Annotated in this window: 21 protein-coding genes; 10 read left to right on the top strand and 11 right to left on the bottom strand. The window is 56.4% G+C overall.

Translation table 11 applies throughout. The features are described 5' to 3' along the window. The first annotated feature begins 217 nt into the window (after window positions 1-217). Entirely contained in the window at window positions 218-1,138 is a 921-nt protein-coding gene (ldtB, locus tag MX657_RS07280; protein WP_080327803.1) for a L,D-transpeptidase, read from the top strand. 41 nt (window positions 1,139-1,179) lie between these two features. On the opposite strand, the gene MX657_RS07275 is transcribed toward ldtB, so the two are convergent. From MX657_RS07275 to mntR, 9 genes are all read right to left on the bottom strand, one after another. Continuing rightward, on the bottom strand, window positions 1,180-1,896 hold the full coding sequence (locus MX657_RS07275) for a GntR family transcriptional regulator (RefSeq protein WP_080327804.1): 717 nt from the start codon (window positions 1,894-1,896) through the stop codon (window positions 1,180-1,182). A gap of 15 nt (window positions 1,897-1,911) precedes the next feature. Continuing rightward, window positions 1,912-3,234, bottom strand: a complete 1,323-nt coding sequence (locus MX657_RS07270) for a PTS sugar transporter subunit IIC (protein ID WP_346807856.1) — start codon at window positions 3,232-3,234, stop codon at window positions 1,912-1,914. 51 nt (window positions 3,235-3,285) lie between these two features. Next, on the bottom strand, window positions 3,286-4,662 hold the full coding sequence (locus MX657_RS07265; protein WP_346807854.1) for a glycoside hydrolase family 1 protein: 1,377 nt from the start codon (window positions 4,660-4,662) through the stop codon (window positions 3,286-3,288). A 148-nt stretch (window positions 4,663-4,810) separates the two neighbouring features. Continuing rightward, a complete protein-coding gene (locus tag MX657_RS07260; RefSeq protein ID WP_346807853.1) occupies window positions 4,811-5,851 on the bottom strand; it encodes an aldo/keto reductase in 1,041 nt (346 codons plus the stop codon). A gap of 102 nt (window positions 5,852-5,953) precedes the next feature. Then, window positions 5,954-7,477, bottom strand: a complete 1,524-nt coding sequence (locus tag MX657_RS07255) for an efflux transporter outer membrane subunit (RefSeq protein ID WP_346807851.1) — start codon at window positions 7,475-7,477, stop codon at window positions 5,954-5,956. Continuing rightward, entirely contained in the window at window positions 7,477-9,048 is a 1,572-nt protein-coding gene (locus MX657_RS07250; protein ID WP_346807850.1) for a DHA2 family efflux MFS transporter permease subunit, read from the bottom strand. Before MX657_RS07250 ends, MX657_RS07255 begins: the two co-directional genes overlap by 1 nt. Further along, a complete protein-coding gene (locus MX657_RS07245) occupies window positions 9,045-10,139 on the bottom strand; it encodes an HlyD family secretion protein (protein WP_080327810.1) in 1,095 nt (364 codons plus the stop codon). The genes MX657_RS07250 and MX657_RS07245 overlap by 4 nt, the downstream gene beginning before the upstream one ends. A 101-nt stretch (window positions 10,140-10,240) precedes the next feature. Next, window positions 10,241-11,350, bottom strand: a complete 1,110-nt coding sequence (locus tag MX657_RS07240) for an anion transporter (RefSeq protein ID WP_119917212.1) — start codon at window positions 11,348-11,350, stop codon at window positions 10,241-10,243. Next, on the bottom strand, window positions 11,347-11,820 hold the full coding sequence (gene mntR, locus MX657_RS07235) for a manganese-binding transcriptional regulator MntR (RefSeq protein ID WP_023335001.1): 474 nt from the start codon (window positions 11,818-11,820) through the stop codon (window positions 11,347-11,349). Before mntR ends, MX657_RS07240 begins: the two co-directional genes overlap by 4 nt. Before the next feature lie 184 nt (window positions 11,821-12,004). On the opposite strand from mntR, the gene mntS reads away from it, so the two are divergent. Beyond that, window positions 12,005-12,133 carry a manganase accumulation protein MntS gene (gene mntS, locus MX657_RS07230; RefSeq protein WP_014831181.1) on the top strand — a complete coding sequence of 43 codons (129 nt, stop codon included), beginning with the start codon at window positions 12,005-12,007 and terminating at the stop codon, window positions 12,131-12,133. 279 nt (window positions 12,134-12,412) lie between these two features. Continuing rightward, entirely contained in the window at window positions 12,413-13,996 is a 1,584-nt protein-coding gene (locus MX657_RS07225; protein ID WP_080327812.1) for a phosphoethanolamine transferase, read from the top strand. 116 nt (window positions 13,997-14,112) lie between these two features. Here the strand turns inward: MX657_RS07225 and ompX are convergent, their stop codons facing one another. Next, window positions 14,113-14,631: an outer membrane protein OmpX gene (ompX, locus tag MX657_RS07220; RefSeq protein WP_028012448.1), complete on the bottom strand. Its 519-nt coding sequence runs from the start codon at window positions 14,629-14,631 to the stop codon at window positions 14,113-14,115. Between the two features lie 355 nt (window positions 14,632-14,986). Between ompX and rhtA the strand changes: the two genes are divergently transcribed. The 6 genes from rhtA (at window position 14,987) to ybiO (ending at window position 21,593) form a co-directional block, all read left to right on the top strand. Beyond that, window positions 14,987-15,874 (top strand): threonine/homoserine exporter RhtA, encoded by an 888-nt coding sequence (gene rhtA, locus MX657_RS07215; protein WP_080327813.1) that lies wholly within the window; start codon window positions 14,987-14,989, stop codon window positions 15,872-15,874. A gap of 299 nt (window positions 15,875-16,173) precedes the next feature. Further along, the gene (gene dps / locus MX657_RS07210) at window positions 16,174-16,677 is read left to right on the top strand and encodes a DNA starvation/stationary phase protection protein Dps (RefSeq protein ID WP_008501171.1); all 504 of its coding nucleotides are present in this window, start codon (window positions 16,174-16,176) and stop codon (window positions 16,675-16,677) included. 361 nt (window positions 16,678-17,038) lie between these two features. Then, on the top strand, window positions 17,039-17,782 hold the full coding sequence (gene glnH / locus MX657_RS07205) for a glutamine ABC transporter substrate-binding protein GlnH (protein WP_080327814.1): 744 nt from the start codon (window positions 17,039-17,041) through the stop codon (window positions 17,780-17,782). A 93-nt stretch (window positions 17,783-17,875) separates the two neighbouring features. Continuing rightward, window positions 17,876-18,535 carry a glutamine ABC transporter permease GlnP gene (gene glnP / locus MX657_RS07200; protein WP_003858462.1) on the top strand — a complete coding sequence of 220 codons (660 nt, stop codon included), beginning with the start codon at window positions 17,876-17,878 and terminating at the stop codon, window positions 18,533-18,535. Then, entirely contained in the window at window positions 18,532-19,254 is a 723-nt protein-coding gene (glnQ, locus tag MX657_RS07195) for a glutamine ABC transporter ATP-binding protein GlnQ (RefSeq protein ID WP_028012446.1), read from the top strand. Before glnP ends, glnQ begins: the two co-directional genes overlap by 4 nt. 125 nt (window positions 19,255-19,379) lie before the next feature. Further along, window positions 19,380-21,593 carry a mechanosensitive channel protein gene (gene ybiO, locus MX657_RS07190; RefSeq protein WP_346808535.1) on the top strand — a complete coding sequence of 738 codons (2,214 nt, stop codon included), beginning with the start codon at window positions 19,380-19,382 and terminating at the stop codon, window positions 21,591-21,593. Between the two features lie 44 nt (window positions 21,594-21,637). Here ybiO and rlmF read toward each other — a convergent pair whose 3' ends face one another. Next, window positions 21,638-22,549 carry a 23S rRNA (adenine(1618)-N(6))-methyltransferase RlmF gene (gene rlmF, locus MX657_RS07185; protein ID WP_218728764.1) on the bottom strand — a complete coding sequence of 304 codons (912 nt, stop codon included), beginning with the start codon at window positions 22,547-22,549 and terminating at the stop codon, window positions 21,638-21,640. A 243-nt stretch (window positions 22,550-22,792) separates the two neighbouring features. On the opposite strand from rlmF, the gene mcbA reads away from it, so the two are divergent. Continuing rightward, window positions 22,793-23,059, top strand: a complete 267-nt coding sequence (gene mcbA, locus MX657_RS07180; protein WP_080327817.1) for a DUF1471 family periplasmic protein McbA — start codon at window positions 22,793-22,795, stop codon at window positions 23,057-23,059. Window positions 23,060-23,152 lie beyond the last annotated feature (93 nt).

Below are 23,152 nucleotides of genomic sequence, written 5' to 3'. Positions count from 1 at the left end.
GATTCCTGCGAAAAGTGTGATAAACACGGCATTATGCCACAATTCCGAATTGAGATCCCGTGTTGCGGCGATCCACTAAACTTTAACAAAATCGAAAAAAATGTGATTTCGTACACATCTGAATTCCCTGTTAGCGGGAATGCACATATAATGCGCTCCCATCACAGATTCAGACTTATCAACTCATCGCCAGAATGGCTTAGATACCTCGCACAACATGAACATGAAATTAACAACGCTTTTTGCGGCGGCGTTAGCCGTAGTAGGTTTTTGTAAGACCGCGTCTGCGGTGACGTATCCCCTGCCGACAGACGGAAGCCGTCTGGTGGGTCAAAACCAGGTGGTGACGGTGCCTGAGGGTAACACGCAGCCGCTGGAGTACTACGCTGCGCAGTATCAGCTGGGCCTGTCCAACATGCTGGAAGCCAACCCGGGCGTTGATCCGTATCTGCCGAAAGCGGGTACCGTGCTGAACATCCCTCAGCAGCTGATCCTGCCGGATACCGTTCATGAAGGCATCGTGATCAACAGCGCCGAAATGCGTCTGTACTACTATCCGAAAGGTACCAACACCGTTATCGTGCTGCCAATCGGTATCGGCCAGCTGGGCAAAGACACCCCGCTGAACTGGACCACCAAAGTAGAGCGTAAGAAAGCGGGCCCAACCTGGACGCCGACCGCGAAAATGCACGCAGAATACATCGCTGCGGGCGAACCGTTGCCCGCCGTTGTGCCGGCAGGTCCGGATAACCCTATGGGCCTGTACGCTCTGTATATTGGTCGTCTGTATGCGATCCACGGGACCAACGCCAACTTCGGTATCGGCCTGCGCGTAAGCCACGGCTGCGTGCGTCTGCGTAACGACGACATTAAGTTCCTGTTCGAAAACGTGCCGGTCGGTACGCGCGTGCAGTTCATCAACGAACCGGTGAAAGCAACGTCTGAGCCAGACGGCAGCCGTTATATTGAAGTGCACAACCCGCTGTCCACCAGCGAAGACCAGATCAACAACAACGAGATCGTGCCAATTTCGCTGAACAGCGCGGTGCAGTCCGTGACCTCTCAGGCTGACGTGGAAACGACCATCGTTGACCAGGCGATTCAAAACCGTTCCGGTATGCCGGTTCGTTTGAACTGATAGAGCAACATTAAAAAAGCGGGCTTCGATGCCCGCTTTTTTTATCCGTTATTGACGATCACAATCCCGCCGTGGTCGTAGCGATAGTGGCAATGGGCGTACTCCAGCGCTGTGCCGTCCTCCAGATAAATCACCTGCTCCACCTCCAGCACCGGATCGGTCTGCTCACAGATTAAGTGCTGCATATCCAGCGCGTTTGGCTTCAGCGCGCGCACGACGCGATACGACCCCATAATTTTCAGCCCCAGCGTCTCCTGCACGTACTGGAACACCGAACCTTCAAGATGGCTTTTCGTCAGGCCGGGAACCAGATTCATCGGCATTATCGTCGAATCCAGCGACATGGGTTCCCCGTTCAGCAAACGCAGACGAATAAAGTCATAAACAGGCGCATCGGCGTTAATCATCAGCGACGCCTGCTCTTTTTCGTTCGGGAAGCGCAGTTCAAAATGCACCACCTGGCTGGTGACCGTACCCAGATGTTCCCAGGTTTTGGTGGCGCCGAAGTAGTCGCTGCCGGAGAGATCCCACCGGGAAAGCTGAAGGAAATTCTTGCGGATAAACGTTCCCTGCCCCTGACGGGTATAGACCAGCCCTTCGACGATAAGCTGGCGCATGGCCTGCTGAATGGTCATCCGGCTGGTGCTGAACTCCGCCGCCAGCGCAAACTGGTCCGGCAGGGGTTCATTGGCGGCGTACTGCTGGGTGATGATACGTTTCTTAATTTCCCGCGCTATGGTGATGTACTTCGCCGCCATCGTCCTTCCTTACCGTTAGTTTTCTATCCCGCTGTTTTTCAACGCCACTCGCTCGGCAATCTTGAGGAAAGGCAGGTAGAAGAATACACCAAATACGATGATTGCCAACTGCACTACCACCGCCCGCCAGTCCCCCGCCGTCGCCAGCCAGGCGCTGAGGATCGGCGGCGTGGTCCACGGGATCATCACCACGCAGCGCGACATTAACCCCAGCGTGGTGCAGAGCCAGGCAAAGTAAATGCCAATGGCGGGCAGCAGCACAAACGGGATCATCAGCGGCAGGTTAAAGACGATCGGCAGGCCGAAAATGACCGGCTCGTTGATGTTGAACAGGCCCGGCGCCAGCGACAGACGCGCCACCTGTTTCGCCGATTGTTGCCGCGAGAAGATAAAAATGGCGATCAGCAGCGAGATCGTGCTGCCGGTACCGCCCACCATGCCGAACGTCGGCACGAAGATATTGTTGATGATGTGCGGGATGGGCTGTCCGTTGGCGAAGGCCAGCATGTTCTCGTTGGTGTTGATCAGCAGGAACGGCTCCAGCACCACGCTGTTGACCACCGACTGATGAATACCCAGCGTGAACAGGAAGTTACCGAAGCTGTAGATGAAAATCGTCCCCGGCAGGCTGGTATTGATCAGCCGCAGCGGCTGCTGGATAAAGGTCGTAATGAGGTGGATCAGATCCGTGTGCAGCACATTCGCCAGCAGCGCCGCCAGCACGGCGAACACTGACAGGGTAAGAATGGTTGGGATCAGCGCGGTAAAGGATTGGCTGACCGCCGGGGGCACGTTCTCCCCCAGCGAAATGTGCAGCGCCTTCAGCCGCGAAATGGTGATAAACAGCTCCGTTGAGAGTAGCCCGATCAGCACCCCGGCGAAAATCCCGGTAGAGCCGATATTGGCGAACGTCAGCACCTGCGTGACGTTCACCGCGGCGTCGCTGCCTACGGGCGTAATCTGTAAGCGCATCGGCATCATGATGATGAAGCTACTGACGGCGATAACCACTGCCGAGACCGGGTTGCCGAAATCTTTGTTGCGCGCCAGCGACCAGGCAATCATCGGCGCCAGCAGCAGCGCGGCAATGTTCAGCGTGCCGTTGACGATCGCCTCGCCCCACACCTTAAACTGCGCGAGCGTGTCGCCCTCAAAAATCCACGGGAACACCACGTTGTTCACCAGCACCGCCAGACCGGCGAGGATGAAAATCGGCATCACCGTGGCGAAGGCATCGCGCAGGGAACGCAGGTGCACCTGGTTTGCCAGGCGCGCCGAGAACTCAACAAATTTATCGACAAAAGACTGCATGTGCGGTGTTATTTTTGCTTCAGACATAGCGGATAATTCCCATCAATCAGTCACAAAAACGGCCCGGCAGCGTACGGCTTACATCTCGCGTCCGTTGGTATGGATTACCTGTTTTAACCACGCGTAGCTTTTCTTCGGCACACGCTTCAGGTCTTTCAGGTCGTGGTTTTCCCGGTTGACATAGACCACGCCGTAGCGCTTACGCATGTCGCCCTGGGAGCTGAGAATGTCGATTAACCCCCAGCCGAGGTAGCCGATCACCTCTGCCCCGTCCTCGAACATCGCGTCCTTCATGGCGTTGATATGCGCCCGGTGGTAGTCGATGCGGTAGGTGTCGTCGATTGGATTTACGCCGTCCCAGGACTCAATCACCCCGATACCGTTTTCAATCGGGAAGACCGGCATCCGCCAGTCGTTGGCGTAGCGGGTGATGATGGTGCGAAAACCGAGTGGATCGATCTGCCAGTTCCACTCGGTGGCTTTCAGGTACGGGTTGTTTTTCTCGCCGTGCAGCAGGTAATAGTTCACCGGCGTGCCTTCCGGGATCGCATCGCTGTCCAGCGTTTTGCTGGCGTAGTAGCTGAAGGCCATATAGTCGTTCTTTGTACGGGCGAACAGCGCCAGGTCCTCAGCACGGTAGATATCGCCAAAGCCCTCCTGCTCCACCACCGCCATCACCGCCGGGCTGTAGCCCTGACCGGCAAAGACGCGCAGCAGGTTCTGGTTGAGGAATTCGTCGTACTGCTGGGCGCAGAAGATATCGCGCGGCTTGCAGGTGGCCGGGTAGATCAGCTGGTGCGCCAGCATGCCGCCCATCAGCTGGCCCGGTTTGGTCTGGTGCAGGTACTCGGTGAGCGACATGTGCGCCACCATCGCATGGTGCTGCAGCTCATAAAGCTCGCGCAGGGTTTGCCCCCCTTTCATGTAGCCGGAAATCCGGAACGCTTCCGGCATATGGAAGATGTTCTGCTCGTTGAAGGTCAGCCAGTACTTCACGCGGTCGCCGAAGCAGTCGATCATTTTTTTGCCGTAGCGGATAAAGGCGTCCATCACGCGGCGGTCGTTGAAGCCGTTGTACTCCTGCGCCAGCGCCAGCGGCATATCGAAGTGGTACAGGCAGACCATCGGCTCGATGCCGCGGGCGATCAGATCGTCAATAAAGCGGTCGTAAAACGCGATGCCTTCATCATTGAACACGCCGTCGCCCTGCGGGCAGACGCGGCTCCAGGAGATCTGGAAGCGGTAGCAGTTCATGCCCAGATCCTGCATCAGGTCGAAATCTTCCCGGTAGCGGTGGTAGGAGTCGGTTGCCACTTTCCAGTCGGAGATGTTTTCTCCGGCTTCGCGAATGTCGTAGACCGACATCCCCTTTCCACCCTCGTTCCATGCGCCTTCCGTCTGCATGCTGGACACCGAGTTGCCCCATAAAAAGTTGGCCGGCAGCGAATTGTTCATGCTCTCTCCCTATATGACTAGTCATTTAATATTTCATGACTAGTCATATAGGCGAAGATGAAATGAGGATCAAAGAGGAGGATCGTTTTTTGTGAGCAGTGCGGGAAAAAAAGCCCCGGCAGGCGAAACGCCGCCGGGGAAAGGAAGGTTATTGTTGCGCAAGCTGATTGCGGCGATATTCCCCCTGACGCTCCAGCATCCAGCCCGGATATTCGCGCGGCATTGCACTGACGGCATCCAGCTGCTTAAGCTCGTCTTCGCTGAGGAGGATCCCGGTGGCGGCAATGTTGTCGTCCAGCTGATCGACGCGTTTCGCACCAATAATGACGCTGGTCACCGCTTTCTGGTGCAGCAGCCACGCCAGGGCGATTTGCGCGACAGAGACGCCCTTGCTCTCGGCAATCGTGCGCATCACGTCCACGCAGTCGAAGGCGCGATCTTTATCCACCGGCGGGAAGTCAAATTCCAGACGGCGGCTACCGGCCTCGCTCGTCCCGTCGCGGCCATATTTTCCGCTCAGCAGGCCGCCCGCCAGCGGGCTCCAGACCATCAAGCCGACGCCTTCGCTCTGCATCATTGGCACCAGCTCGCGCTCAAGGTCGCGCCCGGCGATGGTGTAATACGCCTGCAGCGACGCGAAACGCGCCAGCCCGAGGCGTTCAGAGATACCGAGCGCTTTGGCAATCTGCCATGCCGCCCAGTTAGAAACGCCGATGTAGCGCACGTGGCCGTGCTGCACCAGGTTATCCAGCGCATAAAGCATCTCTTCAATCGGCGTTGCCGGGTCGAAACCGTGCAGTTGATAGAGATCGATATGATCCAGCTGCAGGCGGCGCAGGCTCTCCTTCACGCTGCTGATAATGTGATACCGCGAGCTGCCGCGCGAGTTCACCCCCGCGGTGCCGGTTTCACCGAACACCTTGGTGGCAACCACCACATTTTCGCGCGGGACGTTGAGGTTTTTCAGCGCCTGCCCGAGAATTGCCTCCGAGCGCCCTTCCGAGTAAACGTCGGCGGTGTCGATGAAGTTGATCCCGGCATCCAGTGCGCGGCCCACCAGCTGCTCGGCCTCGTTTTGCTGAAGCTGACCAATCTTGCCCCACATGCCGCCTTCACCGCCGAAGGTCATGGTGCCGAGGCAGAGTTCAGACACAAACAGACCGGTGTTGCCCAGTTTTTGATAACGCATAAGTCATTCCTCGCATGTCGATTGGGTGCCTGTTAGTTATACCCGCCCCTCAGCCATCGCGAATGTGGCGTTCCTGTCCGTTTCTTGCCCAATCCTCTGAATTTATCCGCGCGGGGCATCACCAAAGACGCTGTAATCCGGGAGCTGCACCTGCTGATAGGGCTCCCAGCCGCCGCCGAGGGCCTTGTAGAGCGCCACCAGATCGAGCGCGCTCTGGACCTGCGCCTGCGCGCGCTGCTGCCCGGCCTGCGCCAGCTGCCGCTGGGCGTCCAGCACGTCGATAAAGCTGGCGATCCCCTGCCGGTAGCTGTCGCTGGCTAAATCAAAGGCGTTTTGCAGGGCGTCGATGGTTTTCGCGAGGCCCGCTTCACGCTGCTGGTCGGTGCGATAGCTCACCAGCGCATTTTCCACGTCCCCGAGCGCCGTCAGGACCGTCTGGCGATAGTCCAGCACCGCCGCCCCCTGCTGCGCGCGCGCCACCTTGACGCTGGAGACCAGTCGACCGCCCTGGAAGATGGGAATGGAGACCTGCGGACCGAAGCTGTAAAAGTGGCTGCTCCAGTCGGTCAGCCAGTTGGTTTCGCTGTTGCGCAGGCCAAACTGACCCGAGAGGGTAAAGCTCGGGAACAGTTCCGCCACCGAGACGCCGATTTGCGCCGTGGCGGCATGAAGGTTCGCCTCCGCTTCGCGCACGTCCGGGCGACGGCGCGCCAGCGTGGACGGAATGCCGGTCTGTACGATATCCGGCAGTGCGGGCATTGGCTGCACAGACTGAAGTTCGCCATCCAGCGCACCCGGCGGCTTGCCGAGCAATATAGCCAGGCCGTTCATCGCCTGTCGTTCCTGAGCCTGATACTGCGGCAACTGCGCTTCAAGATTGCCCAACTGCGCCCGGGCGTTTTCCACGTCCATCTGCGGTGACAGCCCGCCGCGCTGGCGGCTTTCGGTGAGATCCAGCGTCTGCTGGGCGCTTTTAATCTGGGTGTTCAGGGTGGCGATAATGCTCTGCGCCCCGCGCAGCTGGAGCCACGCGCGCGCCACTTCTGCTTCCAGCGATACCAGCGCGTCGTTGCGCTGCTCGATTGCGGCCTTCTGCTGCGCCTCTGCGGCTTCTACCTGACGGCGCACCTTGCCCCAGAGGTCGATTTCCCACTGGGCGTCGAAGCTGCCCTGATAGAGATTGATCGGCTGCGTCAGCGGCCCCAGCGCGCCTCTGAGTTCAGGGTCGACATTATCCAGCTGGTCATACACGCCGTGGGATTTCAGCTCCCCTTCCAGCCCGAGCTGCTGGCGCGTCGCCTGCAGATTGCCGTTCACCGACGGGAAAAACGCCCCGCCCGCCTGGTTAATCTGCTCACGCGCTCCTGCGATGCGCAGCACCGTTTGCTGCAGCGTCAGGTTCCCGGCGATGGCGCGCTCGACCAGGCTGTCGAGCTGCGGCGAACCAAAGGTCTTCCACCAGCGCGGGTTGGTCGCGGCGGAGGTGGTTTGCGATTTCACCGCGCTGTCGCCCTTATCGTTCCAGTGCGTAACGGCGGGCGGCGCGGGCTGCTGGTAGTCCGGCCCGACGGCGCAGCCCACCAGCAGCATCATTATCATCAGAGGGTGTAAACGTCTGTGTATCATCAGTGTGCTCCTGCACTCCCCTCGCTCTTAACCGGCGAGAGCAACAAACAAAACGGAATCAGTAACAAGGCCACCGCGCTCAGGATGGTGAAGACGTCGATGTAGGCCAAAAAGCGCGACTGCTCGATCATCGTCTGGTACATCCGCCCGGTGGCGATGCCGGTGGGGTCGCCCACCTGGGTAGTGAAGTTCTGGATCGCCTGGGCGCTTTCGCGTATCGCCTGCTGGAACTGCTCGTTAAACGGCGAGGCGTGGTACGCCAGATGGGCGCTGTGCGCCTGCGAGCGCTCGGTAATGGCGGCCGTCGAGAGCGAAATCCCAATTGAGCCCGCCACGTTGCGGAACATGGTAAACAGCGCCGCCGCGTCGGCGTTGAGCCGCCTCGGTATCGAGATAAAGGCGATGGTAGTCAGCGGCACAAACAGGAACCCAAGACCAATCGACTGGGCGCTGCGGAACAGCACCAGCGTTTCGAAGTCTATATCCGGCGTCAGCGTGCGCGACCAGAAGAACGACACCGCCAGGCAGGTAAAGCCGAAGGCGATGATCCAGCGCGTCTGCACAACCGGCATCAGCTTCAGCACCAGCGGGATGGTCAGCACAATCAGCACCGCGCCGGGCGACAGCACCAGCCCGGACCAGGTGGCGGTATAGCCCAAATCCTGCTGCGCCAGCTGCGGAATCACCACCGAGCTGCCGTAGAGGATCATCGCCATCCCCGCCATCAGCAGGCTGGAGATGCCGAAGTTGCGATCTTTCATGCAGTGGAGATCCACCACCGGCTTTCTGGCATACACCAGCCAGTAGATTGCGCCGATAATGCCGATAAGTGTTAACACCCCGAAGGTGCGGATAAAGTTCGAGTAGAACCAGTCTTCATCTTCCCCCCGGTCGAGCATCACCTGCAAACAACCAAGCCCTAAGGCAATCAGGCCGATCCCCGTCCAGTCGATCGTCAGCTTCTCTTTTGATTTGCTCTCCCAGGGCGGATCTTCCAGCAGCTGGTAGATCGCCAGCACCGTGACAATCCCCACCGGGATGTTGATAAAGAACACCCAGCGCCAGGAGTAGTTGTCGGTGATCCAACCGCCCAGCGTCGGGCCGAGGACCGGCGCAACGATAATCGCAATGGAGGAAAGCCCAAACGCTTTGCCCCTGTCTTCAGGCTTGAAGTAGTCGAGCAGCACCGACTGCTGCGTGGGCTGCAGTCCGCCGCCAAAGAAGCCCTGCAACACGCGGAACAGGATGATCTGCCACAGCTCGGTGGCAATCCCGCACAGGAACGAGCAGACGGTAAACATCACGATGCAGATCAGAAAGAACTGCTTGCGGCCAAACACCCGGCTCAAAAACGCCGAGATGGGCAGCACAATGCCGTTCGCCACCAGATAGCTGGTTAACACCCAGGTGGATTCGTCATAGCTGGACGAGAGTGACCCCGCCACGTGCGGCAGCGCCACGTTGACGATGGTGGTGTCCAGAATTTCCATAAACACCGCCAGGGTGACGACAATCGCCACCGCCCACGGGTTGCTGGCGGGCTTCCAGTTATCGTGGCTGTGATCCGTCATTCCACCGTCACCTTCGGTGCAACCGACAGCCCCAGCGGCAGCGGTTTATTCTGATCGAGTCCCTTATCAATCACGATTTTCACCGGCACGCGCTGCACAATTTTGACGAAGTTGCCGGTGGCATTTTCTGCCGGGAAGGCGGAGAAGCGCGAGCCGCTGCCCTGCTGGATGCTGTCGACGTGGCCCTCAAGCTCCATATCCGGCCACGCATCCACGGAGACGGTAACCTTATCGCCGGGCTTCATGCGCTCGAGCTGAGACTCTTTAAAGTTCGCCACTATCCACACGTTCGGGGAGACCAGCGAGAACAGGGCCGTGCCCGCCTGCACCAGCGTGCCGGGCTGCACGTTGCGTTTGGTGACAAAGCCGTCGAACGGGGCGCGGACTTCGGTGTAAGAGAGGTTCAGGTTCGCAGTTTCCAGCTGCGCTTTAGCCTGGTCGACCTGACGCTCGCGGGCTTCGACGTTGGTCTCCTGCTGGCGGATTTGCAGCTGTACCTGCTCCGCCACTTCCAGCTGCGCCTGCGCGCTGGCAAGGCCAGCCTGGGCGCTGCGCAGCTGAGCGTTCGCGGAATCAATACTTTGCTGGGTGGTCGCCCGCGGGTCGACGCCGCGCTGGCGACGGTACTCCGCCTGGGCGTTCGCCAGATCGGCCTGCGCTTTCAGCACCTGCGCTTTGGCTTCGTCACGCTGGGCGGGATATTGCACCTTCGAGAGCGCCAGCTGCGCCTGGGCCTGATGCAGCTGCGCGATAGCCAGCCCAAGCTGAGCCTGAGCCTGATCGCGCTGGGCGGTGGTATCGCGCGGATCGATGACCACCAGCAGATCGCCCTTTTTCACGCGCTGGTTATCGCGCACCCGCAGCTCGGTAACGTAGCCCGCCGTTTTGGGGGCAATCGTCACCACGTCGCCGTCGGTAAAGGCGTCGTCAGTCGTCTCTTCGTTACGGGTTAAAAACCACCAGACCAGCGCCACGACGACCATTACCACCACGACAATGCCGAGGATAATTAACGGTTTTTTGCCCGGGCGCTTACGCTCATTATTGTTTTTGTCCTGCTCGTCAGCAGGTGGGTTTTGATCTTCAGCCATAGTTCAGCAACGGTCCTGTCAGTGAGCGGCATCACACTATGCCGTTCACTAAAGCTAGGACGTTGCTATACGTTTGCCAGGAAAAACTGACAAATTGCGCACTATATGAGAAGGAATAGTCCGAAACCGATCGCCGCTGCCCAGAACAGCATCGGAATTGACCAGAGATGAAAGCGCCACCAGATGCGACGGTCGTTGGCCATACGCAGGGCGATCAGGTTTGCCAGCGAGCCGGGCAGCAGCCCAAACCCGCCGATGTTCACCGCCCAGGCCAGAAGGGTATCCGGTGGAACGTAGTTAAGCAGCAGAATGGTGGAAGGCACGTTGCTGATAAACTGAGACAGGCCAATCGCCGTCAGCCACAGTCCCGGCTGCGACAGCGTGCTGACGCTGTGCAGAACGTTTTGCAGCACCGGAAGCTGAATCAGGAGATGCACATCAATAAACATCGCCATAAAGACCAGCAGCAGCGTCCAGTCCACGCTCACCAGCACGCGCCGCGCCAGCACGACAAAGCCCGCGGCAACGAGCAGCACGCCCGCCAGCTCATACTTCAGCTCCAGCGCGAACAGAAAGACGATGTATAACCCGAGGCAGCTCCAGACCAGCCGCGGCTGCCACTGCGGGCCCGTGGTCCCGCTATGGTATTGCAGCTTTTTATCCGGGAACGCGAACCAGCAGACCGCCAGCAGCGACAGCATCATCACCAGCGCCAGAGGCGCCATCTGCCAGGTAAAGGCGGCGAACGACAGGCCGGAACGTCCCCAGAGAAGAATATTTTGCGGGTTACCGATGGGCGTCAACAGTGAGCCGGCGTTAACCGCGAGCGCTTCAAAGATGATCAAGCGGCTGACCGGGATCTCGCACAGCTTACGCAGGGTGAGCGTGAGGGGCACAATGATAAACAGCGCCACATCATTGGTCAGAAATGTCGACAGCACCGCGGCGGAAAACACCATAAACAGGGCCAGCCTGCGCTCGGTGGCAAAACGGCGCACCATTTTACGCCCCAGCACGTCAAAATAGCCGCTCAGCTCGACACCTTTGGTGAGCATCATCAGGCCGCTCAGCGTAATGATAGTGCGCCAGTCAATGGCTGCGGGCCAGGCGTGGGGGGCAAATGGCACAAAGAGGCTTAACCCTGCGCCAGTGATTAATAAAAGATGGAAGAAACGATCGCGTGACAGAGCCTGCAGTCCAGGGATTTTCATTCAGCGGAGGGACCATATTTAAGGGTAAACTCGCGAAACTTCACCAGCGTCTCTTCGCTCACGTGGTGCTCCATTCCTTCCGCATCCCGGCGGGCAATCTCCGGGCTGACGCCCAGAACCAGCAGAAAGTTCTCGACAAGCTGGTGGCGCTCGCGGCTCTCCTGCGCAAGCTTCTCCCCTTCCGGCGTCAGAAATACGCCGCGCCAGGGGATCATTTCGATCAGGCCTACCGAGGCCAGACGTTTTAACATTTTCGCGACAGTCGGTTGCGAAACGCCCAGTCTGGCGGCCATATCGACCTGACGCGCTTCCCCAACCTCGCGAATCAAATCGGAAATCAGCTCAACATAATCATCAATCAGTTCACGTCGGTGCGCTTCACGAACCTGGCGAAAACCTTCGACATGTTCTTCAACGTTCACCAGTTGCGTCGTTTTCCTCATTGTTGGCTTACCTGCACGACGGTTCATTGTACTTCCTCAGTGGGGGTGACGCTTCCAGCGCCCGGTATCGAGAGCGCACATTGTAAACCATAGCTCTGCAAGCACAAAAAATTAACGAAATAGCCATAGCTATACAATATAGCCTGTGCTATATCTGTATGTAATGCAGTCACCCTTCACGGATCGAAGGGATCTGAAATCAGGAGGTCTTATGAACGAATTCAAGAGGTGTATGACCGTGTTTACCCACTCTCCTTTTAAAGTGCGCTTAATGCTGTTGAACATGCTGTGCGATATGTTTAACAACAAACCGCATCAGGACGACAAACCTTCCCACTAAGCGGCGTTGCGGTACGCCGCTTCATTTTTCCGTCACACTTCCGCTGTACACTGGCTTTCGGCCGCCCTATTCCCGATCTTTTTTACGGATTTGCAGCCCCCTTCGCAAAACATCTGCTTAGCAACTGTTGACCTTATTACTCGCTCGCTCTATCTTCTTGCAGCCCTGCACAAATTGCGGCTCGCTGAAGCGGACCCTCATTCCCTCTCCACGCACTGTCAGGCAGGTTTTGACCCTTGGCGCCAGGGTGAGCACATGGCGTTTTCATGATAGTGATCTATGAACTTAACCCTGAAAGAAACACTTGTTACCCGCAGCCGGGCCTTAAGCCCGTGGACGGGATTCTACTTTCTGCAATCGCTGCTGATTAACTTTGCGCTTGGCTACCCGTTTAGCCTTCTCTACGCCGTGGCGTTCACCTGCGTGCTCCACGTACTGTGGCGGAGTGCCCCGCGCGTGCAGAAAGCGCTGGTGGGGGTCTGTTCGCTGATTGCTGCGATGTATTTCCCGTTTGGCCAGGCCTATGGCGCGCCAAACTTCAACACCCTGCTGGCGCTGCACTCCACCAATATGGAAGAGTCGACGGAGATCCTGACGATCTTCCCGTGGTACAGCTACGTCGTCGGCCTCTTTATCTTTGCGCTTGGCGTCATCGCGGTTCGCCGTAAAGCAGAAGCCAAAAAAGCATGGGGAAAAATAGAATATTTGTGCCTGGCGTTCAGCGTGGGGACGTTTTTCGTTGCGCCGGTGCAAAACCTGGCCTGGGGTGGCGTATTCAAGCTGAAGGATACTGGCTACCCGGTATTCCGTTTCGTGAAAGACGTCGTGGTGAACAATAAAGAGGTTCTCGACGAACAGGCGCGCATGGCTGAGCTTTCCACGATGAAAGACACCTGGAACGTGCTGGCGGTTAAGCCGAAATACCATACCTACGTGGTGGTGATTGGCGAGAGCGCGCGTCGCGACGCGCTGGGCGCCTTCGGCGGGCACTGGAATAACACCCCGTTTGCCAGCTCCGTCAATGGCACTCTGTTTACCGACTATATTGCGGCCAGCGGCTCGACGCAGAAATCGCTCGGTCTGACGCTTAACCGTGTAGTGGATGGTAAACCCCAGTATCAGGATAATTTTGTCACCCTGGCCAACCGCGCCGGTTTTCAGACATGGTGGTTCTCCAATCAGGGACAAATTGGCGAGTACGACACGGCCATAGCCAGTATCGCTAAGCGTGCTGACGAAGTGCAGTTCCTCAAGAGCGGCGATTTTGAAGCCGACAAAAATACCAAAGACGAGGCGCTGCTGAAAATGACGGCCCAGGTCTTTGCTACTCCGCGCACTCAGCCTCAGCTGATTGTCCTGCACCTGATGGGATCGCATCCGCAGGCCTGCGATCGCACTGGCGGTAAATACGCGGAGTTTGTGCAGTCGAAAGAGACCTCTTGCTATCTCTACACCATGACGCAAACCGACGAGCTGCTCAGCAAGCTGTACGATCAGCTGCGCAATACGGGCGACAGCTTCTCGATGGTCTACTTCTCGGATCACGGGCTGGCGTTTAAAGAGCGTGGGAAAGAAGTGCAGTATCTGGCGCACGACGACACGTTCCAGCAGAACTTCCAGGTGCCGTTTATGGTGCTGTCGAGCGATGATAAAACGCATCGCATTATTAAAGCGCGGCGCTCAGCGAATGATTTCCTGCAGTTCTTCTCGCAGTGGACGGGGATTAAGGCCAAAGAGATAAAAAATGATTACCCGTTTATCTCCGGGAAAAAGGGGCCGGCAGTCTACATTACTAACTTCAAGTTACAGAAAGTTGACTATAACCACCTGGGTACGGATATTTTTGATATTAAGAGTAAGTAGTTTCTGCTGTCTCGTGCGGTCTGATGCCCTCACCCTGGCCCTCTCCTGTCGGGAGAGGGTACAAACAAAAAAAATCCGCCACATTGGGCGGATTTTTTATTAGCTCACCGAAGTGATTAGAAGCGGTAACCTACGCCCGCGATCCAGGTGCCAACGTCAACGTTGCGGATACGGCTCTGCTCATAGGAGAAGTCCAGAGCAACGTCCTGGATTGGGTTGAACTGCAGGCCTGCGCCATAGGAGAAGCCGTAGTCGCTGTTGCTTGCAGTGCGGTTCAGACCCTGGTTTTCGGTCTGCTGGAATTTACCGTAGCCAACACCTACAACACCGTAGATGCTCGCCCAGTCGTTCAGACGGTAAGCTGGACCCGCAGTGATCCCGTAGTACTGGCCTTTGTTATATGCGCCGTTTTCAGTACGATCTTTCTCGGTGTAGGTGAAAGAACCGATCACGCCCAGCGGGTTGTTATCCTGCTCGTAGCGATACTTCAGGTTGAAACCGTTAGTTTTGTTCATCACGCCCTGCATATCGCTCTGAGCGTAACCACCAGTTACAGTTGAAGTTGCCGCTACAGCGGTACCTGCAGAAACAGCCAGAACGGCTGCCAGTGCTGAAAGACATGCAATTTTTTTCATAACCACCTCAAATGTGCTTCAAGTAAGTCCGTAAGTTTTAAATATATCAAAAAAATTTGCGAAACTCTTTGCGATTCGTGATGTCTAATGAGGCTTTTCCTGTAACTAAACGTTTCCAGCCTCAGCTATCCCTTTCAAATCACATGCAATTTTCCCTACTAAATGCTCATAGTGCGCGTGTGCGCTGTTACATTCATCCAGATTATTCCTAATCTTTCAGGCGATAAATCCACCAGCGCTTAACCATTTTACGGATTTCATGAGGCTTTTATTTCAACGGAGTCTCAACCGCTGCCGTATATTTCCTTTACACTGCAACCTTTACTTCATTTGACATAAGCTGACAGGAGAAAGGATGCCTGGGTTATCCCGCACGTCGTCGGTCTGGTTGCCGGTAGCAGTCATACTTATTGCCATGTTGTCCATTCAGAGCGGTGCTTCGCTTGCAAAATCGCTTTTCCCACTGGTGGGCGCGCCCGGGGTGACAGCGCTGCGTATCGTGCTGGGAACGGCGATACTGGTTGCCATTTTCAAACCCTGGCGTCTGCGCTTCAAAAAGGAGCAGCGTCTCCCCCTTCTGTTTTATGGTCTCTCTCTTGGGGCGATGAACTATATGTTCTACCTCTCCATCCAGACCATCCCGCTGGGGATTGCCGTCGCGCTGGAGTTTACCGGTCCGCTGGCGGTGGCGCTTTTCTCTTCCCGTCGGGCGGTGGATTTTATCTGGGTCGTGTTAGCCGTGCTGGGATTATGGTTCCTGCTGCCGCTCGGCCAGAATGTCTCTGAGATTGATCTCACAGGCGCAGCGCTGGCGTTGGGGGCAGGTGCCTGCTGGGCTGTTTACATCCTCACCGGGCAGCGCGCGGGAGAGGAACATGGCCCGGCAACGGTGGCCCTGGGTTCGGTGATTGCGGCTATCGTTTTTGTGCCGATCGGGATGGCGCAGGCCACGGAGTCTATCTGGCAATGGTCAGTCATGCCCATCGGCCTGGCGGTCGCTGTTCTCTCAACGGCTCTCCCCTACTCTCTTGAGATGATCGCCCTGACGCGTCTGCCGACGCGCATATTTGGCACCCTTATGAGTATGGAGCCTGCTCTCGCCGCAATCTCCGGAATGGTGTTCCTGGGCGAAACGCTGACATTCACCCAGACGCTGGCGCTCTGCTCGATTATTGCGGCGTCGATGGGCTCAACGCTCACCATGCGTCCTGAACCCAAAGTCGAGAAAGTCGACATCCGCTAAAGCCATATATTCTGCATGGCTTCACGGCCATGCAGAATAAAGGCCAGAACATCATCCGTTATAATTTCTTACATAGTTTGTCATATTATCGAAATATCCTTCCCCACCCACTCCTCTCCAGGGGAATTAAGATTGATCTGTATCAATTTTAAAATTATCCATTAATTTCAATCAATTAAATTATCAAGATCCTTCTTGCTATTAAACCGATAGGCACAGCCAGACCGCAGAGAAAAAATCCGGTGCTATACTTAGTTCCGTAATTACCTGGGACATAAACATCAAGAGGATATGAGATTATGAGTACCGCTAAACTGGTGAAAACGAAAGCGTCTAATCTGCTTTATACCCGTAACGATGTATCGGATAGCGACAAAAAAGCGACCATTGAGTTGCTGAATCGCCAGGTGATCCAGTTCATCGATCTTTCGCTGATCACCAAACAGGCCCACTGGAATATGCGCGGTGCAAACTTTATTGCCGTCCATGAAATGCTGGATGGTTTCCGCACAGCACTGGTGACACACCTTGATACGATGGCTGAACGTGCCGTACAGTTGGGCGGTGTTGCTCTGGGGACCACGCAGGTCATCAACAGCAAAACGCCATTGAAAAGCTACCCGCTGGATATCCACACCGTTCAGGATCACCTGAAAGAGCTGGCAGACCGTTACGCGATTGTGGCTAATGACGTGCGTAAAGCGATTAGCGAAGCCAAAGATGAAGATACCGCAGACATCTTCACCGCCGCGTCCCGCGACCTTGATCAGTTCCTGTGGTTTATCGAATCCAACATCGAATAATCCATACGACTTTTCTATCAAACCCTCGCCTCCGGTGAGGGTTTTGCACATCTGTGGTGCACACTTTTTGCCTGAGACGGTGCAAAAGTGAAAAAATTGTAATAATCACCTCACACAACCGTTAACGGAAGATTGTTTTTTCGTCAGAATGGACGCTAAATATCTCCCCGTCAGTTGAGCCAAACGAAGCGCACCAAAATGGTGCTCCATCCTGGTGCAACACGACATCATTGCCCCGTTTTTTGTGCAATGCATGATTCCATCCCCTTTGCAAAACAACAGCTTGTAAAGTTGGCACGATTTTTTCATTGTGCCACTCGTTCTCGCAGGGGATCGCCCCGTGGATATAAAAGGAAATGCTATGAAGTCTGTATTAAAAGTTTCACTGGCTGCACTTACCCTGGCTTTTGCGGTGTCCTCTCAGGCTGCCGACAAACTGGTTGTGGCGACCGACACGGCGTTCGTTCCGTTTGAATTCAAACAGGGTGATAAATACGTTGGTTTTGATGTGGATCTGTGGGCCGCTATCGCCAAAGAACTCAAACTGGATTACACCCTGAAGCCGATGGACTTCAGCGGCATCATCCCGGCGCTGCAAACCAAAAACGTTGATCTGGCCCTGGCGGGTATCACCATTACCGACGAACGAAAAAAAGCGATCGACTTCTCTGACGGCTACTACAAAAGCGGTCTGCTGGTGATGGTGAAAGCGGATAATAACGACGTCAAAAGCGTGAAAGATCTCGACGGTAAAGTGGTGGCAGTGAAGAGCGGCACCGGTTCTGTGGATTACGCGAAAGCGAACATCAAAACCAAAGACCTGCGCCAGTTCCCGAACATCGACAACGCGTACATGGAGCTCGGCACCAACCGTGCTGACGCCGTTCTGCACGACACCCCGAACATCCTGTACTTCATCAAAACGGCCGGTAACGGCAAGTTCAAAGCCGTAGGCGACTCTCTGGAAGCGCAGCAGTATGGTATCGCGTTCCCGAAAGGCAGCGACGACCTGCGCACGAAAGTTAACGGCGCGCTGAAAACGCTGAAAGAGAACGGTACTTACAACGAAATCTACAAAAAATGGTTCGGTACTGAGCCTAAATAATTTTACCTGAATTCAGGTTTGTAACGCCCGGCGACGCTCACGCTTGCCGGGCCTACGTTTTTCGTTTTTCACCACGGTATACAGGAATACATCATGCAGTTTGACTGGAGCGCCATCTGGCCTGCCATTCCACTCTTGCTTGAAGGCGCTAAAATGACCCTGTGGATTTCGGTCCTGGGTCTGGTAGGTGGGTTGATTATCGGTCTTGTCGCCGGTTTCGCCCGTACCTACGGTGGCTGGATTGCAAACCACATCGCACTGGTTTTCATCGAAGTGATCCGCGGCACCCCGATTGTCGTGCAGGTCATGTTTATCTACTTCGCCCTGCCAATGGCCTTCACCGACCTGCGCATCGATCCGTTCAGCGCGGCCGTGGTTACCATTATGATCAACTCGGGCGCCTACATCGCGGAAATCACCCGCGGTGCGGTGCTGTCGATTCATAAAGGTTTCAGCGAAGCCGGTCTGGCATTAGGTCTTTCTCGTCGCGAAACGATCCGCCACGTTATACTTCCGCTGGCGCTGCGCCGCATGCTGCCGCCGCTGGGTAACCAGTGGATCATCAGCATCAAAGATACGTCGCTGTTCATCGTTATCGGCGTGGCCGAGCTGACCCGTCAGGGTCAGGAGATTATTGCGGGCAACTTCCGCGCGCTGGAAATCTGGAGTGCGGTCGCCGTTGTTTATCTGATCATTACGCTGGTACTGAGCTTTGTTCTGCGCCGTCTTGAAAGAAGGATGAAAATCCTGTGATTGAATTTAAAAACGTTTCCAAGCACTTTGGCCCAACCCAGGTGCTGCACAATATCGATCTGAACATTAAGCAGGGTGAAGTGGTGGTGATTATCGGGCCGTCCGGCTCCGGTAAATCCACCCTGCTGCGCTGCATCAACAAGCTGGAAGAGATCACCAGCGGCGATCTGATCGTCGACGGCCTGAAGGTTAACGATCCGAAAGTGGACGAGCGTCTGATTCGCCAGGAAGCGGGCATGGTGTTCCAGCAGTTCTACCTGTTCCCGCACCTGACGGCGCTGGAAAACGTGATGTTTGGTCCACTGCGCGTGCGCGGTGCCAACAAAGCGGCGGCGGAAGCGCTGGCAAAAGATCTGCTGGCGAAGGTGGGCCTGGCGGAGCGTGCACACCACTACCCTTCCGAGCTCTCCGGTGGCCAGCAGCAGCGCGTGGCGATTGCGCGCGCGCTGGCGGTGAAACCGAAGATGATGCTGTTTGATGAGCCAACGTCCGCACTCGACCCGGAGCTGCGCCACGAGGTGCTGAAAGTCATGCAGGATCTGGCAGAAGAAGGGATGACGATGGTGATCGTGACCCACGAAATCGGCTTTGCCGAGAAAGTGGCCTCCCGCCTGATCTTTATTGATAAGGGCCGCATCGCGGAAGACGGTAACCCGCAGGAATTGATCGCGAATCCGCCGAGCCAGCGTTTGCAGGAGTTCCTGCAGCACGTCTCCTGATCACTCGCTTCGTACAGAGCCGGGCTTGCCCGGCTTTTTTACGCCAGATTGTTCCCAAAAACTCCCCTCCGCCTCTCGCCCTCTATACTTATCATTTTGCACGATATTTTTTGTCGGAGGACGCCGTGCCGTGGATCCTGCTGCTGTTGATAAGCCTGTTTAGTGCGCCATCGCTCGCCGTGGCGATCCCCGGCGTCACCACCGGAACAACTGCTACTCAGCAAAATACGCCGCCTCCGGAGCCGGATGCAGAACAAAAAAAAGCGGCCTATAGCGCCCTTGCCGATGTTCTGGAGAACGACGCCTCACGCAAAGAGCTCATCGAGCAGCTGCGCAAAGCCGCCGCCACGCCGCCGCAGGAGTCTGCTCCTACCCTCACCCCGCCGCAGGTGGAGGAGCAAAAAACGGTGCTGGAAAACGTCACCGACGTAAGCCGCCACTATGGTGAAGCGCTCTCCTCACGCTTTGCCCAGCTCTACCGCAACCTGATGGGATCGCCGCATAAGGCATTCAATCCGCAAACCTTTACCGCGGCTGCCACCCAGTTTTTGATGCTGGCCGCTGCCGTTTTTATTTTTTACTGGCTGGTGCGCCTGTGCGCCTGGCCCCTGTACCGCAGGATGGGCCTGTGGGGACGAAAAAAGAACCAGCATAAAAGCAGCTGGCTGCATCTCCCGGCCATGATTACCGGGGCGTTTTTCATCGATTTACTGCTGCTGGCACTGACGCTGTTTGTCGGTCAGGTCGTGGCCGATCGCCTCAACACGGGCAACAAAACCATTGCCTTTCAGCAGGCGCTCTTCCTGAATGCGTTTGCGCTCATCGAATTTTTTAAAGCGGTGCTGCGCGTCATCTTTTGCCCGCGCGTGCCTGAACTTCGTCCTTTCAATATCACCGACGACAGCGCGAAATACTGGGCCGTGCGGCTAAGCGTGCTCAGCGGCCTGATAGGCTACGGCCTGCTGGTTGCCGTGCCGATTATCTCCAACCAGGTCAACGTGCAGTTTGGCGCGCTGGCGAACGTGATGATCATGCTCTGTATAACCGTCTGGTCCCTTTACCTTATCTTTCACAACAAAAAGGCGATCACCGAAAGTCTGCTGCATCTGGCCGACCGTTCCCTCTCTTTCTTCAGCCTGTTTATCCGCGCCTTCGCGCTGGTCTGGCACTGGCTGGCGAGCGCGTACTTTATCGTGCTGTGCTTCTTCTCGCTGTTCGACCCGGGAAACAGCCTGAAATTTATGATGGGGGCGACGTTTAAAAGCCTGGCGATTATCGGCATCGCAGCGTTTGTGTCCGGGCTGCTTTCGCGCTGGCTCTCGAAAACCATTACCCTGTCGCCGCAGGTGCAGCGTAACTACCCGGAGCTGCAAAAGCGGGTGAACGGCTGGATGTCGGTGTCGCTCAAGGTGGCGCGCATTCTGACCGTCTGCGTGGCGATCATGCTGCTGCTGAATGCGTGGAGCTTGTTTGATTTCTGGAACTGGCTGCACAACGGCGCAGGTGAGAAAACCGTCGATATTTTAATTCGCATCGCGCTGATTTTGTTCTTCTCCGCCGTCGGCTGGACGCTGCTGGCGAGCCTTATCGAGAACCGTCTGGTATCCGATATTCACGGCAGACCACTCCCCAGCGCCCGCGCGCGCACGCTGTTAACGCTGTTCCGTAACGCGCTGGCGGTGATTATCAGCACCATCACCATCATGATTGTGCTCTCTGAAATCGGGGTGAATATCGCCCCGCTGCTGGCGGGTGCCGGTGCCCTGGGGCTGGCGATCTCCTTCGGTTCACAAACGCTGGTAAAGGATATTATTACCGGCATCTTTATCCAGTTTGAGAACGGGATGAACACCGGCGATCTGGTGACCATCGGGCCGTTGACCGGCACGGTCGAACGGATGTCGATTCGTTCCGTCGGGGTGCGCCAGGATACCGGGGCGTACCACATTATTCCGTGGTCATCGATCACCACCTTCGCCAACTTTGTGCGCGGGATTGGCTCCGTTGTGGCCAACTACGATGTGGATCGTCACGAGGATGCGGATAAAGCGAAGCAGGCGCTGCGGGATGCGGTCAGCGAACTGATGGAGATGGTGGATATTCGCGGGCTGGTGATTGGTGAACCGTCGTTTGCCGGCATCGTTGGGCTGACCAACACGGCGTTCACCCTGCGCGTGTCGTTCACCACGCAGCCGCTGAAGCAGTGGACGGTGCGTTTCGCCCTCGACAGCATGGTGAAAAAACACTTTGATCTGGCGAACGTGCGGATGCCGGTGCAGACGTATCAGGTGTTACCGCCGCCCACCTCGCCACTCCCTCCGCAGGAGCCGACGCTGTAACCGAGCCGGGTGGCGGCTTCGCCTTACCCGGCTTACGACGGGTGCTATTTGCGACGTTTGTTATCGTCCATAAACGACCAGGCGATGAATCGGCTCTGCTTCTGGCCCTGCGCCATCTCTTTTTTTACTACTTTTACGGCGCCCGCTTCGGTCAGCGCGCGGTAGAGCGGTGGCAGGTTATCCCCCCGGGAAACCAGCGTCGTGAACCACTTCACCTGACGTCCGAACTGTTTGCTTTCTGCAATCATGCGCAGGATAAAAGCGACTTCCCCACCCTCGCACCACAGCTCCTGCTGCTGCCCGCCGAAGTTCAGCGCGGCATCTTCCGCCTGACCGAGGTTGCGGCGTTTGCGCTCGCTGCCTGCGCGGGCTGCCGCTGCAGAATCATGGAACGGCGGGTTGCACATCGTGGCGTCATAGCTTTCGTTTTTGTGAATAATGCCGTTGAAGATCGCAGCCGCCTCTTTCTGACGGCGCAGGCGAATGGATCGACTCAGGCCAGGGTTCGCGCTGATAATCGCCTGAGCGCTGGCAAATGCCTCGGCACCGATCTCGCTGCCGGTAAAGCGCCAGTGATATTCATGCACGCCAATCAGCGGGTAAATCAGGTTTGCCCCGGTGCCAATATCCAGAATAGAAGCCTGCTGCGGTACAGCGCCGTCACGATCTTCGGCAAGCAGATCGGCAAGGTGATGAACGTAATCTGCACGGCCCGGCACGGGCGGGCAGAGAAAGCCTTCCGGAATATCCCAGTGCGCCACACCGTAGAAATGGGCCAGCAGCGCTTTGTTCAGCGTTTTTACCGCCAGCGGGTCAGCAAAGTTGACCGACGGCTCCCCGGCAGGCGTCTGGACAATATAGTCCTGCAGCGGAGGGCAGCTCTGGCACAGGGCGTTCATGTCGTAGCGGCTGCGGTGGCGATTTCGTGGGTGCAATCCCGGCTTGTGGGAAGTCATGGCGTTCTCCTTTAAACAGCGGCGTAAGATACCCTGTGCTGGCTCAGCGGTAAATCTTTCTCTGCGTCGCTTAAAAACTCTTCATAAATCAAACACCTTTATCTCTATGATCTGTCAGCAGATTGTCAATTTTTATCGTTCAAAAAATAAGCAGATCATCATCAAATATTTGCGCTAAGTCACACTCGGCAGGCTTCTAAACTTAAAGGGAATCACCTGTTGTTTCCTCATGAGGATGTGATTATGAAAAAGTATCTGACCCTTGCTGTTATCGCTGGCGTTCTGGCGACCGCTTCATTTTCTGCAATGGCCGTCCAGTCGCTGACCCAAAGTAACGATACCAGCCAGCTGCGTCCTGCGGGCACCGTCTCGGTAAGCCGCGCGAGTAACCTCGACGATCTGCAAAACAAACTGGCCGAGAAAGCCCGCCAGGAAGGTGCGAAAGGCTTCGTGGTGAACTCCGCAGGCGGAGATAACCATATGTACGGCACGGCGACCATCTACAAATAGTTTCCCCCTCCACAAGACTGCATCTGCCTGCCAGATGCAGTTTGCCTCCCCCTTGATTGTTCACTTTTTAACCCCATATTATTGTCAGGGTGT

Source organism: Enterobacter chuandaensis, assembly GCF_039718975.1.
GTDB classification, from domain to species: domain Bacteria; phylum Pseudomonadota; class Gammaproteobacteria; order Enterobacterales; family Enterobacteriaceae; genus Enterobacter; species Enterobacter chuandaensis.
The sequence above is the reverse complement of the archived record's forward strand: the minus strand, read 5'-3'. Positions and strand labels throughout refer to the sequence as shown.

Bases quoted from the DNA above. Each gene is read 5' to 3' on its own strand.
- ldtB (WP_080327803.1), top strand. From the start codon at position 218: ATGAACATGAAATTAACAACGCTTTTTGCGGCGGCGTTAGCCGTAGTA.
- MX657_RS07275 (WP_080327804.1), bottom strand. From the start codon at position 1,896: ATGGCGGCGAAGTACATCACCATAGCGCGGGAAATTAAGAAACGTATC.
- MX657_RS07270 (WP_346807856.1), bottom strand. From the start codon at position 3,234: ATGTCTGAAGCAAAAATAACACCGCACATGCAGTCTTTTGTCGATAAA.
- MX657_RS07265 (WP_346807854.1), bottom strand. From the start codon at position 4,662: ATGAACAATTCGCTGCCGGCCAACTTTTTATGGGGCAACTCGGTGTCC.
- MX657_RS07260 (WP_346807853.1), bottom strand. From the start codon at position 5,851: ATGCGTTATCAAAAACTGGGCAACACCGGTCTGTTTGTGTCTGAACTC.
- MX657_RS07255 (WP_346807851.1), bottom strand. From the start codon at position 7,477: ATGATACACAGACGTTTACACCCTCTGATGATAATGATGCTGCTGGTG.
- MX657_RS07250 (WP_346807850.1), bottom strand. From the start codon at position 9,048: ATGACGGATCACAGCCACGATAACTGGAAGCCCGCCAGCAACCCGTGG.
- MX657_RS07245 (WP_080327810.1), bottom strand. From the start codon at position 10,139: ATGGCTGAAGATCAAAACCCACCTGCTGACGAGCAGGACAAAAACAAT.
- MX657_RS07240 (WP_119917212.1), bottom strand. From the start codon at position 11,350: ATGAAAATCCCTGGACTGCAGGCTCTGTCACGCGATCGTTTCTTCCAT.
- mntR (WP_023335001.1), bottom strand. From the start codon at position 11,820: ATGAACCGTCGTGCAGGTAAGCCAACAATGAGGAAAACGACGCAACTG.
- mntS (WP_014831181.1), top strand. From the start codon at position 12,005: ATGAACGAATTCAAGAGGTGTATGACCGTGTTTACCCACTCTCCTTTT.
- MX657_RS07225 (WP_080327812.1), top strand. From the start codon at position 12,413: ATGAACTTAACCCTGAAAGAAACACTTGTTACCCGCAGCCGGGCCTTA.
- ompX (WP_028012448.1), bottom strand. From the start codon at position 14,631: ATGAAAAAAATTGCATGTCTTTCAGCACTGGCAGCCGTTCTGGCTGTT.
- rhtA (WP_080327813.1), top strand. From the start codon at position 14,987: ATGCCTGGGTTATCCCGCACGTCGTCGGTCTGGTTGCCGGTAGCAGTC.
- dps (WP_008501171.1), top strand. From the start codon at position 16,174: ATGAGTACCGCTAAACTGGTGAAAACGAAAGCGTCTAATCTGCTTTAT.
- glnH (WP_080327814.1), top strand. From the start codon at position 17,039: ATGAAGTCTGTATTAAAAGTTTCACTGGCTGCACTTACCCTGGCTTTT.
- glnP (WP_003858462.1), top strand. From the start codon at position 17,876: ATGCAGTTTGACTGGAGCGCCATCTGGCCTGCCATTCCACTCTTGCTT.
- rlmF (WP_218728764.1), bottom strand. From the start codon at position 22,549: ATGACTTCCCACAAGCCGGGATTGCACCCACGAAATCGCCACCGCAGC.
- mcbA (WP_080327817.1), top strand. From the start codon at position 22,793: ATGAAAAAGTATCTGACCCTTGCTGTTATCGCTGGCGTTCTGGCGACC.